The organism is Flavobacterium sp. SH_e (assembly GCF_025717045.1).
GTDB lineage: Bacteria > Bacteroidota > Bacteroidia > Flavobacteriales > Flavobacteriaceae > Flavobacterium.
On the sequence record NZ_JAOVZN010000012.1, the window covers coordinates 127,104 to 142,406 of the forward strand.

At 32.6% G+C, this 15,303-nt stretch carries 11 protein-coding genes; 2 read left to right on the top strand and 9 right to left on the bottom strand.

The genetic code is table 11. The annotated features are described in order from the left end of the window. Positions 1-12 precede the first annotated feature (12 nt). From OD917_RS22350 to OD917_RS22390, 9 genes are all read right to left on the bottom strand, one after another. On the bottom strand, positions 13-1,122 hold the full coding sequence (locus OD917_RS22350) for an endo-1,4-beta-xylanase (protein WP_263525588.1): 1,110 nt from the start codon (positions 1,120-1,122) through the stop codon (positions 13-15). A gap of 157 nt (positions 1,123-1,279) precedes the next feature. After that, positions 1,280-3,880, bottom strand: coding sequence for a glycosyl hydrolase 115 family protein (locus tag OD917_RS22355; protein WP_263525589.1), 2,601 nt, complete (start codon positions 3,878-3,880; stop codon positions 1,280-1,282). 159 nt (positions 3,881-4,039) lie between these two features. Continuing rightward, positions 4,040-5,203, bottom strand: a complete 1,164-nt coding sequence (gene uxuA, locus OD917_RS22360; protein WP_263525598.1) for a mannonate dehydratase — start codon at positions 5,201-5,203, stop codon at positions 4,040-4,042. A gap of 166 nt (positions 5,204-5,369) precedes the next feature. After that, positions 5,370-6,107 (bottom strand): SDR family NAD(P)-dependent oxidoreductase, encoded by a 738-nt coding sequence (locus OD917_RS22365; protein ID WP_263525590.1) that lies wholly within the window; start codon positions 6,105-6,107, stop codon positions 5,370-5,372. Positions 6,108-6,261: 154 nt separating this feature from the next. Then, positions 6,262-8,415 (bottom strand): alpha-glucuronidase family glycosyl hydrolase, encoded by a 2,154-nt coding sequence (locus tag OD917_RS22370; protein WP_263525591.1) that lies wholly within the window; start codon positions 8,413-8,415, stop codon positions 6,262-6,264. Positions 8,416-8,704: 289 nt separating this feature from the next. Continuing rightward, a complete protein-coding gene (locus tag OD917_RS22375) occupies positions 8,705-9,247 on the bottom strand; it encodes a YbhB/YbcL family Raf kinase inhibitor-like protein (protein ID WP_263525592.1) in 543 nt (180 codons plus the stop codon). An 86-nt stretch (positions 9,248-9,333) separates the two neighbouring features. Next, entirely contained in the window at positions 9,334-10,170 is an 837-nt protein-coding gene (locus tag OD917_RS22380; RefSeq protein WP_263525593.1) for a helix-turn-helix domain-containing protein, read from the bottom strand. 61 nt (positions 10,171-10,231) lie between these two features. Next, positions 10,232-11,260 (bottom strand): LacI family DNA-binding transcriptional regulator, encoded by a 1,029-nt coding sequence (locus OD917_RS22385; RefSeq protein ID WP_111287928.1) that lies wholly within the window; start codon positions 11,258-11,260, stop codon positions 10,232-10,234. An 82-nt stretch (positions 11,261-11,342) separates the two neighbouring features. Further along, complete coding sequence (locus OD917_RS22390) at positions 11,343-11,780, bottom strand: PepSY-like domain-containing protein (RefSeq protein ID WP_263525594.1); 438 nt, start codon at positions 11,778-11,780, stop codon at positions 11,343-11,345. Positions 11,781-12,068: 288 nt separating this feature from the next. On the opposite strand from OD917_RS22390, the gene OD917_RS22395 reads away from it, so the two are divergent. Together OD917_RS22395 and OD917_RS22400 are read left to right on the top strand one after the other, a co-directional pair. Further along, complete coding sequence (locus OD917_RS22395) at positions 12,069-14,255, top strand: sensor histidine kinase (RefSeq protein WP_263525595.1); 2,187 nt, start codon at positions 12,069-12,071, stop codon at positions 14,253-14,255. 11 nt (positions 14,256-14,266) lie between these two features. After that, positions 14,267-14,908: a response regulator transcription factor gene (locus OD917_RS22400; protein ID WP_263525596.1), complete on the top strand. Its 642-nt coding sequence runs from the start codon at positions 14,267-14,269 to the stop codon at positions 14,906-14,908. Positions 14,909-15,303: the final 395 nt, after the last annotated feature.

A 15,303-nucleotide genomic window follows, 5' to 3' on the forward strand; every position in this document is an offset into this window, starting at 1 on the left:
CTTTTTTAATGCTTATTCTTCGGTTTCTTTCAGCTTTAAAATACTATCGTATGCTTTTTTATGTCTTAAAGTCGCATCAAACGGCAGCGGATAATTTGTTCTGCCTTTTATTGGCCAGTCATTTAACCAAGATTGCCCGTCGTGAACGCCCCAAAAAGTAACTCTGCTGATTTTATCTTTGTGTTTCAAAAATAATTTAAAAATCGAAGCGTAACGTTCTGCAAGCTTGTTTTGAATAGAATCTGGTAACGTTTTTGGATACGGATTCATTTTCTCGTTTCCTTCAAATTTCTGACTGATCTCTGCTCCTTTTAAATCCCACGGATTTGGTAAAACCGTAATATCCAATTCTGTAAAAGCAACTTTAATTCCTAAAGCCGAATATTCTAAAATACTTTTTTCAATTTCTTCTAATGACGGACTTTGTAATCGCCAATGTCCCTGAATTCCAACTCCATCTACTTTTCCGCCTTCCGCTTTTATTTTTTTTATTAAAGCAATTGCTCCTGCCCTTTTTGCTGGTTCTTCTATATTATAATCGTTATAATATAATTCCGCTTTTGGGTCAGCTTTTGCAGCTAATTTAAAAGCATCAACTAAATATTTTTCTCCAAGAGTCTTCAAAAAAACGGATTGCCTTAAAGTTCCGTCTTCATTTAAAGCTTCGTTTACAACATCCCAAGAATTGATTCTGCCTTTATATTTGGAAACCATCGTAGTGATATGATCTTTCATAAACGCTTTCATTTCTGTACTGTCGGCAATCTTTTCCATCCAAGGAGCTAACTGACTGTGCCAAATCAAAGTATGTCCATGAATAAACATTTTATTCTTTTCGCCATATGCCACAAATTTATCAGACAATGTGAAATCGTATTTATCCTTCTGCGGATGTGTAAACATTGATTTCATAATGTTTTCTGCTGTAATCGCATTGAATTCTTTTTGAATCAAAGAATCTACTTTTTTATCTTTTTGTTCGATTTGATCTGCACTTAAAGCAGTTCCAATGTAGAAATCATCTTTGTAAACATCTTTTAATGACGCTGTTTCTTTTTGTGAAGTACAACTGACAGCCAGCAAAGTCGTGACGGCAAATAAATAAGGTTTAATGCATTTCATAGTTTTTTGGTTTAAATAGTTAATAGTTTTTTATTCATTCAGTTTGTCATTTCGACGGAGGAGAAATCACACTCGGGATTTGACAAAGATTGACGACTTTCTGCACGGAGTTTCTAGTGCGATTTCTCCTTTCAGTCGAAATGACAAACGTTGTGTATTATTCCTTCCTAAAACTCTCTGGCGGACCTAAATACGACTCCAAAACTTTGCCTTCTTCGGTTTCAATTACAATTTTCTGAAGCACCAAAGCCGAATCAATTGCATATATTTTCAAAACATGATTTCCTGCCTTTTCTATTTGATGTGTTGAGGTTATTATTTTAATATTATTCGCAACCGATTCTGCCCAAGCTTTTTCTGTAGAATCTGTGTTGAGGTTCATGATTTGCGGTTTTTCTAAATCGAAAGCAATTCCGTATTTTAGTCCGTCTCCCATTTTAAAATTAATTGTCGGAGAAAAATAAGTTTTTACTTTTATCTTTCCTTTGCTAAAAAAATGAACATCATATTCTAATCTCGGCGATTGTTCTGAGATTTCAATCGGTTGAATATTCGAAGGTTTTATTGTTATTCCTGAATCTGTTTTACCAAGATTTGGAATTACAGTCCATTTTACCGCATCCGAGTTTATGGCTTTAGAATAATTTTTACTTTCTATAGAAATGTAACCGTCGTTCTCAACAAAACCTCGAACATTATCTATTTTTTTATTGATAGATATTGCAGCTTTTGGGAAATTCTCAGCAGAAATTTTTGCTTGAGTTTTGTTTGAAACTCCAACTGTTTTTGTTTTAGGAATCACATTTTTATCAGGCTGCTGCCAGTTATCGTAACCAATATGCGTTTGCGACATCATGTGATTCCATTTGCCATTTGCTAATTTCGTATGATAATCATTCGTAAGCAAACTATCTCTTTCAAATAATGTTTTTACTTTTTCAGCATAATCATTTGCAATCGCATTTCCCTGTTCTGCATACAAATGATTTTTAGCTGTTGCGCCATATAATTCATTTAAATTCGAGCTCACCAAAACAGGAAACAAAACCAGTTGATAAAAAGCATATTTATATTCTGGCTTTAATTTCTCATTTATAGCATTGGCTTTTTCAACCAATTTCTGATAATCTGCCACAACTCGATCTGCTTCATTATAATTAATTATACTGTACGTTTTAGCATTCAATAATTCTGGTTTTCTTCGCGCATTGTATTTTGTGTATAATTTTAAAATAACAGCTATTTCCTCTGTAAACTGATTTCCGAAATTCTCTTTAGCCCAATTCATATAATAATCTTGTAGATTTTCTGCATTAAACTTTTCAGGATTCCATGCCATATCTAAGAAAAATTCTATCGGAAATTCCATTGGTTTGATGTCGCCTACATTTACAATCCAAATTTTATCAACTCCATATTGATACGCTAAATCCATTTGTTCCCAAACTCTTTCAATTTGGTTGGTGTTAATCCATTTATAATTTCTTGGCCCACCAACATAATCGTAATGGTAATAAATTCCATAACCGCCTTTTCTTGGTTTTGCGTTCAATTCAGGAAGCTTTCTAATATTTCCCCAATTATCATCACATAATAAGAGCGTTACATCGTCTGGAACTCTCATTCCTTTATCATAATAATCCTGAACTTCTTTGTAAAGCGCCCACATTTGTGGTGTTTCTTCAGCGGGTTTTTTAGTAACTTCAGCAATAATATTTCTTTGGTTTTTTACGATATTTTCCAGCAATCCAATTGCAGTTCCTTCCGTCATAGGCTCGTCACCATCACCACGCATTCCAACCGTAACGATGGTTTCTTTATTTCCCATTCTTTTAATTCCGTCTTTCCAGAATTGAATCAAAGCTTCTGAATTGGTTGTAAAATCCCATTTCCCATTTGATTTCCCCCATTCAGCGTGTGCTCTCGTTAATGGTTCATGATGCGAAGTTCCCATTACAACTCCGTATTCATCGGCCAAAACAGCATTCTGCGAATCTTCAACATAAAACATTCTACCCCACATGGCTGGCCATAAATAATTGCCTTTCATTCGCAAAATCAATTCAAAAACTTTATCATAAAATTTCGAATTGAATCCACCAAATTTTTCGAATGCCCAGCCTGATAAAGCCGGAGCTTCATCGTTTATAAAAATTCCCCTATATTTTACTTTTGGTTCTCCCTGCGAATGAATTCCAGGCAGAACATGCAACTCTGATTGTTTTTTAACGGGAACATCTGCCCAATAATACCAAGGCGAAATACCAATTTGATTAGACAAATCATAGATTCCGTAAATCGTTCCTCGTTTATCTGAACCTGCAATCACCAATGCTTTCTTGATTCCTTTAAACGGATTTTCGACAATCTGAGTGGTAAATTTCTCCCATTTTCCTTGAAGCAGATTTGCATCAATTTTTCCATTTTTGACTAATTGATTGATGATTTCACTTTTTCCGAATGTGCCAATAATGACCACAAAATCTTCTGCCTCTAAAATCTTTTTTATTCTTTTCGAATGTAAATCGGAAACTTTAAAAAGATCATTTTCTAAATGTCCTGTTACTTTTAAAACTCCTGCATAATCTTTATCATCAACCAAAATCGGAGTTATTTTCCCTTTTGAAACCAAAGGAAAATTTTCTTTAGAAGCCTGATTGACTACATATTTCTCTGGAGTTATAGCATAGGAATTTGCGCTTAATCCGATTAGGAAAAACAGTAGGATTAAGTATGAAATTTTAATTTTTGAACACATAGAATCTGATTTTTTTTCTGCTTCTATTTTGTCATTTCGACCGAAGGGAGAAATCACACTCGGGAATCGACAAAGATTGGCGACATTCTGTGTGGAATTTCTTGTGTGATTTCTCCCTTCGGTCGAAATGACAAATAATACGTATTATTTTAAAAACAATTACAAATTCAATTTATAGCCAATTCCCATTTCCAAACCTCGTAACTCTGCCAAACCTTTTAATCTTCCAGTTAACGAATAACCGGGATATGTTTCGGTTTCTTCATCAACTCGATGCAAAAAACCATGATCTGGGCGCATTGGGAGACTTGTTTTGGTTTTATTCATTAGCAATAATAATCTCTCAACAATCACTTCCATTTTAACATCACCGTTTAAAAGCTCTGATTCCCTAAAAATAGTTTCGCTTTCGCGGATGGTATTTCTCAGGTGTAAAAAGTGAATTCGGTTTCCAAAATCGTCTATTATTTTTTCCAGATTGTTTTTCGGATCTGCGCTTAACGAACCTGTACAATAACACAACCCGTTTGCTATTGATGGAACGGCGCTAAAAATTGCTTTCAAATCGGCTTCTGTTGAAACGATTCTGGGAAGACCTAAAACCGAAAACGGCGGATCATCGGGATGAATGGCTAATTTTTGTTGGTTTTTCTCCGCAATCGGCGTTACTTCTGATAAAAAATAAAGCAGATTTTCTCTTAATTTTTGATTATCGATTTCGGCATAATTTTTTAAAAGAGACAAAATCTGTTCTGCCGTAAAATTGATTTTACTGCCCGGTAATCCTAACAAAACATTTTTAAACAATAATGCTTTTTCCTCTTCCGACAATTGATTTCCAAACTGTAACGCTTTTTCTTTTTCAGCATCAGAATAATCGTTTTCTGAATTTGGTCTTTTCAAAAGAAAAACATCAAAATAAGTAAACGCATCCTGATTATACAGCAAAGCTCTGCTTCCGTCTTCGTTTATAAAATTATGATTCGTTCGCACCCAATCCAGAATCGGCATGAAATTGTAGGTTATGATTTTGATACCACATTCTGCCAGATTTTGCAGACTAATTTTATAATTTTCAATGTATTGCAGATAATTTCCAGAAGCTCGTTTGATTTCTTCATGAACAGGAAGACTTTCCACTACAGTCCATTCCAAACCGTAATTGCGAATGATTTCCTGTCTTTCTTTTATCGCTTCAATGCTCCAGATTTCACCAACAGGAATTTGGTGCAATGCGGTTACAATTCCCGTTGCACCAGCTTGTCTAATGTCAATTAATTTGACGTTATCATTTGGCCCGAACCATCGCATGGTTTGTTGCATTTTTATCATACTGCTTATTTTTTTAATCTCGCAAAGTCGCGAAGTCGCAAAATTTTGTTTCCCGCAGATTTTGCAGATTGAGCAGATTTTAATCTTTTTAATCCTTTAATCTGTGGCTTCCTAAAGCCTTTGAACCTTTGAACCTCTGTCCCTTACTAATTATAGTTTAAAACCCAATACTATTTCCGCCATCAACTGGCAACACTGTACCGGTAGTATATTTTGATTCGCTTAAAGCGAAATAATAAACCGCATCTGCAATGTCTGAAGGTTCACCTAAATAGCCCATTGGGGTTCTTCCCAACACTTTATTTTTTCTTTCCGGATCGTTATCAAGTGCCGTCGAAGACATTTTGGTTTTAATGAATCCTGGAGCAATACAATTCGCACGAATACCAAACTGTGCTAATTCAACCGCCATAGCACGAGTCATTGCTTCGATAGCACCTTTGCTTGAAGAGTACGCAATTACTTTTGGAATTCCGTATTGCGATGCCATTGAACTAATATTGACAATACTTCCGCCTCCGTTTGCTTTCATGTTCTTTACAACTTCTCGGCTCACAGCAAAAACACTCAAAAGATTGGTGTGAATGATTGATAAAAAATCTTCATCCGTTACGTCTGCAAATTCTTTTTTCATATTGATTCCGGCATTGTTAACCAAAATATCAATTGGACTGTTTTTGGTAATATTTTCGATCATGACTGGAATCCCTTTTAGATCGTTTAAATCAAAGATTACAGGGATGGCATTTTCTCCAATTTCCTTGCAAGCCTCTTCTGTTTTTTCTTTTGATCTTCCAATTATATATGTTGTGATTCCGTTGTCACAAAGTTTTTTTGCGGTTGCAAAACCTAATCCCGAATTTCCTCCGGTTACAATTGCCGTTTTCTTGCTCATAATTTTTATACTATATTTTTTTGGACGCGGATGAAACGGATTCGCTATCGCGAAGACACGGAAAAAAACAGATTTTTTTTCGAATTAAAATAATAAAAATCCGTGTAAATCAGCGTTTTCGCGATAGCGAATCTGCGTCATCTGCGTTACTTATTTACCCATTTCCCGGTGCAAAAGGAAATTTTAATGATTTAAAATACTCTAAATTCTGCGTTGGTTTTTCTACTCCCGCCGGAAGTTCTTTTCCTGAAAACTGCTGAAAATATAGCAAACAGGCATCGCGCCACCATTTTGCTTCTTTATACTGAATTTCTAACAACATTTCAACTTCGTGAAAACGTTCACTGTCGATATATTTTTCGGTTTTCTTCCAGATATTCTGCATTTCCCTGACTTGATTTACACCTTCCTGATATTTTAATGCTAAACCATTCCAAAGCGTTTGTCCGTTTTTCAGTTTATAATTCCATGAAACATGATGAAACCATAAAAGATCTTTTTCTGGACACGTTTCTAGATTATCAAAAAGATTTGCGACTTCTGGCGCATATTGTGAAATGGCATTTGTTCCCGATTTTGATCTATCGAAACCAATTCCGTTTTTGTCTGCTTTATGATAATACGTCGGATTCCATTCTGGTCTTGACAAATTCGAAACCCAAGGTCCTGGCCCGTAATGATGCCCCGTGTCCATAATATGATGCAAGCCAAACGGTGTCATATAATTTACAACAGCTTCACGAGATTCTATCATGATATTTTTGACAGGTTTGATGAAATCTTCATTGTTCGAAAAAGTACTTCTCAACCATTCGTCAGAAATAATTTCAGAATCTAAATATGGATTCCAAGCCAGTCTTCCGAAACCGTACCAATTCGCCTGTGCAAAAGGATGTCCCGTCCAGTTTAAATCATTTCCAATATTGGCAACACCAGCAATTCCTGTTAGTTTATTTTTATATAAAGTACCATCAACAACTTTGGCAACGGTTGAACCTTTTTCTTTTTGATAGGTATCTGACTCTAAAACTTCCTGAAATAATTTTGGTAGAAAAACTAAATGCGTGCTAAAACCTAAATATTCCTGAGTGATTTGAAATTCCATCATTAAAGGCGTCTTAGGCATTGCTCCAAATAAAGGATGAAAAGGTTCTCTTGGCTGAAAATCGATTGCGCCATTTTTGACTTGAACAATTACATTTTCTTTGAATTTCCCATCATACGGCTGAAATTCGGCGTAGGCTTGTTTTGCCCGATCATTCGCATCATGTTCTGAATATACAAATGCTCTCCACATAATTACTCCGCCAAAAGGTGCAACAGCATCAGCAAGCATATTTGCTCCGTCGACATGATCTCTGCCATAGTTTTGCGGACCTGGCTGACCTTCTGAATTGGCTTTCACCAAAAAACCTCCAAAATCTGGAATTCGTTTATAGATTTCCGCTGCTTTATTTTTCCACCAATTAATCACTTGAGCATCTTTTGGATCTGCAGTTTTTAAATTGCCGATTTCGATTGGAGCCGAAAATCTTGCCGTTAAATAGACTTTAATTCCATAAGGTCTGAAAACATTGGCTAAGGCTTCGACTTTTTCTAAATATTGGGGAGTTAGAATTAAAGCATTGGCATTAACATTCGTTAAAACCGTTCCATTAATCCCGATTGAAGCATTCGCTCTAGCGTAATCAATATAACGCTGATCAATAAAATCTGGCAATTTCTGCCAATTCCAAAGTGAAAATCCGGCATAACCACGTTCTACAGTTCGATCAAGATTATCCCAATGATTTAGGATTCTAAGATTTATTTTGGGAGAATCAATAATGTCTAGATTTTTAGTTGATTTGTTGGTTTGTAATATTCTCAAAAAACTAAAAACTCCGTATAAAACAGCAACATCATTTTTTCCTGTAATAACGATTTGTTTTTTCTTTTTTAATAAAATGGATTTAATGACAAAACCTTCACTATTTATTTTATCAAAATCAGATTTCAACTCCTTTTTGATTTCGGCATTTAAACTTGATTGCGAACCAACGATTAGATTATTTTCTCCTTTTATATCTGATCTGATTTCTGGAATCATTTCCAACATATCTTGCAAACCTGTTTGAAGTTCTTTCTTAGCAATTTTAATAGTTTCTGAATTCCCTAAAACAACAATTCCTTTAAGATTGCCATTGTATTCGGAAGTCATTGCCGAGTTACTCACAACATTATACTGAAGCCACAATTTATAATCCTTTTGCGCAGACGACGAAAAGGAAATGAGAAAAAACAGAAAAACAAATCTTAATGAAGCCATAGTTTAATTTATTCTTTACAATCTCTATTTTGAAAGAATCAATATTTCATTTCTAATTAAGCGTATTTAATAAAAATTTAATTCAAAAAATACATTATCATAAACAAAACAATAATTGCAATCGGTTGCGTAAAAATATAGGATTGTTATTTAAGAAAAAAATTTTATCCCCATTATTTTCAAAAAAATAATTTCTATAACAAAGAAAGGCAGGATAATTAAAAAAACTATCCTGCCTATAGTGCGATAAAATTCGAGAATTGAATCTCTTAATTACTTCTTTTGAATATTATCTTTTGTAATAAGCTACAATACTGGCTTTCGCCAAAGTCTGGTTCCAAAGATTAAATCCTACTACTGCTGGATTTGTGTTTTCATCTGTTCCCAATTTATCTGTTTTTAAAGCATAAACCGTAATGATATATTGATGATATCCGTGACCAACCGGCGGACATGGGCCACCAAAACCTTTAATTCCATAATCGGTAACACTTTGAATTGCTCCTTTTGGAACAAGATTTTTAGTTCCTGCATTGGTTACCAATTCATTTACATTCGCTGGAATATCCACTACAACCCAATGCCAGAATCCGCTTCCTGTAGGCGCATCAGGATCGTACATGGTTACAGCAAAACTTTTGGTTCCCTCTGGAGCATTTTTCCAAGATAACTGTGGAGACTGGTTTTCTCCTGAACATCCAAATCCGTTGAATTCTTGAATTTTAGTAGTTTCTCCTCCTAAATCTTTACTAGTTAAGGTAAATGTTTTTTGTGCAAAAATAGATGTCGAAAAAATGGCTGACATCACCAAAATTAAACTTAGCTTTTTCATTTTATCTGTTTTAAAATTTTAAGCAAAGTTAGATTTTGAACATTTGAATAATTTTAGCTAAAAAGCCAAAAACTGTTGCTAAAAGCTCAAATCGTTTTATGATGTTTGGGCGTTACGCCATATTTGATTTTATAAGCCTGACTGAAGCTTGAAAGGTTTTCATAACCAGCTTCAAAATAAACTTCAGAAGGGCTTTTTTCTTGACTCAACAAATAATGTGCATATTCCAGCCTTTTATTTTGAAACCATTTTATAGGTGATTCTGAATAGTATTTTTCGAATTCTCTTTTAAAAGTAGAGACACTCATATTACATAAAAATGCTAATTCTTTTAAAGTTAGTTTGCTTAAATGACTGTTTTCAATGGTTCTAATGAATTTTTGAGAAGCATCATCGCTGTTTGTGGTTAAGGAATAAAGAAAATCTGTACCGTATTTATCTGTTAGGTAAAGCATAATTTCTTCAAACTTAACTTCTAATAATTTTGACTGTATTGCTTTTGAAAGGTTAGAAATATCAGCCAAACTATCTACAAAACGTTTCAGGAAATCATCATAATCAAATGCATAAACCGATTTTGGTTCAATTGATTCTGATCTTTCAGATTCTATTTTTCTAATGAAATTATGAAGCATTTCATTAGAAAAAAACAAAAGAACACTTTTATAAAGTGCCGTTTCTGAAGTTCTTTTTTCTGTCATTAAACAATTTCCAGATCTGATTACAATAAATTTCGAAGGAGTTATAGACAATTCTTGATTATCAAAAATGACTTCTTTTGTTCCTTCAATCAAAAAACTGATAATATTTTGATTTAAAATAATCTGCTGTTTCGAAACGTCTTTAGAACTGCTATAACCAACAACATGAACTTGTTGTGATTTTTCTAAATTCATCTCATCTGGAAGTGTAATTGTTTTCATAAAAATTATGGCTTATCAAACGAATCGATAAGCCTTTATTATTTAAAAAATATTCTTGATTTTATTTTTGAGTGGATTCTCTTGCGAGTACTTCTGTATTTAAAAAGGTAATTTCTTTAGCATCATCATTTTTAGATGATTTCAAGTTTTTGATAATAATTTCTGCAGCTGCTTTTCCCATTTTTTCTGCGGGATGCGTAATAGTTGACAAATTAGGATCTATTATTTGTGAAATTGGATCGTTGTTAAAACCAATTACTTTAAATTCTTCAGGCACTTTTATGCCACGTTTTTTAGCAGTTTGCACGGCACTTACAGCAATAATATCTCCAGGAGCAAATAATCCGTCTGGCATTGGTTTTAAATCAAATAAAGCGTTGCTAGCTTTCACGCCATCTTCGTAAGTAACTGAATTTAAATTGACAATAAGATTTTCGTCGATATCAACATTATGATCTTTTAAAGCTTCGATATAGCCTCTTTTTCGTTCGTTATATAAATTTCCTAATTCTGATCCTGCCGTAATGTGCGCAATACGGATACAACCCTGTTCAATAAGGTGTTTAGTTGCCTTATATCCAGCCGAATAATTATCAATTACGACTCTGAAAGTATTATAATCTTTAGGTACCCTGTCGACAAAAACTAACGGAATATTATTATTTGAGAATTGATGAAAATGTGATGTATCACGCGTTTCCATTGCTAACGAGCAAATTACACCACTTACACGATTGCTGTACAAAGATTTCGCCATATTGACTTCTTCTTCATACGAGTCGTGCGACTGCATAATAATTACGGTATAATCTGACTTTTGAGCTGTAATTTCGATACCGCTGATTAATGATGACAAAAACGGCTGTGTAACGGTGGGAATCAGAACTCCAATGGTTTTAGTTTTATTACCACGCAAACCTGCTGCTAAAGTATTGGGAACAAATCCCATTTCTTCAGCGGTTTTTTTCACTTTCTTAATCGTTTTATCACTAATTGTGTGATGATCTTTTAAAGCTCGTGAAATGGTCGATGTTGCCAAATTAAGTCTCTCGGCAATATCGTAAATCGTGACATGTTTATTTTCTTCCATAAAACAAATAATAGAAGATGTAAATATAAACTATTTTCTTTCACGTTTATATTTTCAAAAAATCAGTCAAAAATTAAGATCATTAATCATCTTTTTTGTCTTTTAAAATCTTGCCTTCTTTGGTAAACTCCAAATCGATATTATTTGTCAAATCTACATCGAGATCCTTATGTCCATAATCAATATGCGTTATTTTTTCATTAGGATGATTTTTCGCTACATAAGCCTTAATACTATCTGGAATAAAATCAGTGGGAATTGGATTATCTCCACCGTCAACTTCACGATACGATCCGTCTTTCCAGAATTCTACTTCTGTTCCATCTTTCAATTTAACTTCGTAGCCCTTTTCTCCATGTTCAGCATCTTTCTTTGCCGTTTCAACAGTGGTATGACTAAAATGTTTTTTCAAAAAATCTTGTGCAGGTTTTGGCAATTCTGCAACTTCTATCTTCTTCTGCGCACTGACCGATATTGTTAACAATAACAATGTCAGAGCAAAAAATATTCTCGCTTTCATAATTTCTAATTTTAAAGTATAGTTTTACTAATTTACTGCAAGAAAAAATGCATTCAAATTTATTTAAGAAACTTTTAGTGTTTCAACAAACTGGTTTACAATACATTTACAGCCTGTCTTTGTTTAAAAAATCACAACTTCGTTCAAAATTTTTATTTTAGAAATCGTCCATTTAATTGTTTTGTAGTATTTTTAACTGTTAAATTCAAACTTGCTTAAACCTAATCTCCAAGTTTCCAAAACTAAAAAAAATAGTCTTATTCAATTAAGATTATAAAGCAAAAATGTATGAGAATCTGGTCAAGAAGACTTCATGTATTCATCTTAATCTTTTTATCCTTTGGTCTAAAAGCTCAGATCGAAAATAAAAAGAAGTCTTTTGTATCCCAAAAGCATGCCCTTATTAAAGAAGATAAAACTACAATTGCTCTTTACAATTTATATAATAATGGAGAAGAAAAAGAGGCCTATAAAAAAGCACATCAGATTCTAAAATCTAAAGCAGACAATAGAGCTATAGCTCGTACCAATTTACTTCTTGCCTACTATTTTAGCAAGAGAGCCATTATTGATTCTTCAATATATTATACAAACCAAGCTTTGAAGCATAATACGGTTGTCAATGATTCTCTAAAAAATCGTCTTTTTTCTTTAAGCTATAACTTGCTTGCCATCAATTATAATAAAAAAGGATTGTATAATGAAAGTAAAAAATGGCATCTTAAGGGCATAGAAGTTTCCCTAAAATATAATGAGAAAAATCTTTTTTATGTACACACGCACGGTCTAGCTCAGAATTACGTCGAATTGGGAGATTATCCTAATGCTATTAAATTGTTTAAACAGTGCTTGGAATACAAAGAGGACAGTGAAATAATCTTAGGAAGTTATATCAATCTTGGTGATATTTATTCTAGACTAAAAGATTATGACAACGCTAATGTTTTCTATAAAAAAGGGAAAAATCTCTGTGAAAAAACCAATAATGAGCAAGGAAAAACAGTTATTTTAATTGGCTTAGGAGAAAATTATCGCTTCCAAAACAAAAACCAGGAAGCTTTAAATATGTTTCAGGAAGCGGTAGTTCTTGCTGACAAAAATGAACTGAATCAATTGTCGATTATTTCGAGAAATAATATTGGTAATTGTTATGTTTCACAGAAAAAATACATTGATGCCAAATCGATACTTTCTGAAGCTCTTCAAAAATCAATGCAATTTGGATTACTCCAAAATCAAGCTTCTATTTATGACGAATTAAAGAAAATTGCCCTTCAACAAGACGATTTCAAAAGCGCGTATTCATTCTTCGAAAAATCTGTAACTGTCAAAGATTCTATCAATAAACTCGAAAGAATTAAAGAGATTAATGAATTAGAAATCAAATACAAAATAGCACAAAAACAAAAAGAAATTGAAGTTTTAAAATTTGAAAATGAAGCCAAAAAATTAACAATGGCTAATCAAGAAGAAGCAATTAAAAATATGATGCTACAAGAGGAAATCTTGACGAAAAATAATGAAAATACAATTTTAGCTTTCCAAAATTCTGTACACAAAAAAAGAAATGAAATTTCACTTTTAAAAAAAGATCAGCAATTAAAAGCGCTCGAAATCTATCAGCAAAAGAAAATTAGAATCTTTATTATTGTTGCTTTTCTAATATTGCTACTTCCAATAATTGGTCTTCTTTTTCAATATTACAAACGTTTTACTTTTCAGCGCTTATTGAATATTAAACAAATGGAAATAAGCAATCAGAAAATAAATGGAATTTTAAAAGAACAAGAATTAGAATTGATTAAAGCTTCAATAAGTGGTCAAGATAAAGAAAGACAGCGCATATCACAAGAACTTCATGATAGTATTGGTGGCAATTTAGCAGCTATAAAATTGCAAGTAAACCACTTAAAATCAAGTGATCTATCTAGCATTCAAAGAATTATTCTACAGCTGGATGAGACATATCAACAGGTTCGAAATTTATCTCATACTTTACTACCTAAGAAATTTAGACAGAATAAATTTTTAGAAGTTTTAGAATCCTATTTACTAAATATTGGCGATGCTAGTAACATTAAAATTTCTTTCATTCCTTATCCAAAAAATTCTATAAACGAATTGAATGAAAATATACAGATTGAGACCTTTAAAATCATTCAGGAACTTTTAACGAATACGATTAAACATGCAAAAGCTTCTGAAATTGAAGTTCAATTAAATTATATTGAAAATATACTAAATCTCTTATTTGAAGACAATGGAGTTGGTTTTGAACCTGAAAATCAATCAAAAGGAATTGGCGTCATTAATTTAGAAAATAGAATTAAAAAACTAAACGGCTCTTTTGTAATTGACTCAAAATTAAAACGTGGTACAATTGTAAATATTGAAATTCCGATCTCTCTAGCAAAATTTAAAAAAATAAAAGGCATTGACTTAAAAAAGCAACTTAACGAATTAAAAAGCAACTAATATATTTGTACATGAATAAAATAAACCTGCTTATTGCCGATGATCACATTATGTTCTTACAAGGAATTATTTCTTTATTAGAACAGGAATCGAATATCACTATAGTTGACAAAGCAATAAATGGAATTGAAGCATTAAAAATCATTAAAAGAGGTACTGTCAATTTTATAATTTTAGACATTAGTATGCCTGAAATGGATGGAATTGAATTAAGCAAAATTTTAAGAAAACAATATCCAAATATCAAAATCCTAATTGTAAGCACACATAGCAATGTTATGATTGTTTCGAGGTTAATACGTATTGGCGTAAATGGTTATCTATTAAAGAATGCTGAGAAGGAAGAACTTCTTAAGGCAATTAATTCCATTGCCAATGGTGAAAACTATTTCGCAGAAGACTTAGAAGAAAAGCATTTAATGAATAGCTTAAAAATTGAAAAACACGCTTCCAATCTAGCTGATTTAAGCTCAAGAGAAAAAGAAATTTTAATACTCATTGCACATGAATACAATACAGCAGAAATTGCCGAAAAAACTTTTATCAGTTTAAATACTGTAAATACACACCGCCGTAATTTATTATCTAAACTAAATGCTAAAAATACGGCAGGTCTCGTAAAATATGCAGTTGAAAATGGTTTAGTTGATTAGTATTTATTACTAAGCCCGAATAATGTTGTAAAGCTCCCCAATGCTAATACTAATTACTCGAGCAAGTAATGTAATAATATCTGATTTCCAAATTAAAAAATATTATTTTACTTTTCAATCAAATTAAAGCTACACAAGAATACTGCAAACAGAATCAATTATAATTCTCCAAATTTATAATTTGACACATTGTAACTTTAATACAAACCTACTACTTCACTTTCTCTTTCACATCACTATAAATAGTGATTTTATATTTCAAATTAGGCATTATCAAATCTTAGTCTAATCATTTCAGCAGATTTTCTTCATTAAATATATTTTTTGAGGTTCCAGCATGATTGGGATAATCTTGTTTAAAACCCATTAAAAACAAAAAATCCCCATCAGATGAA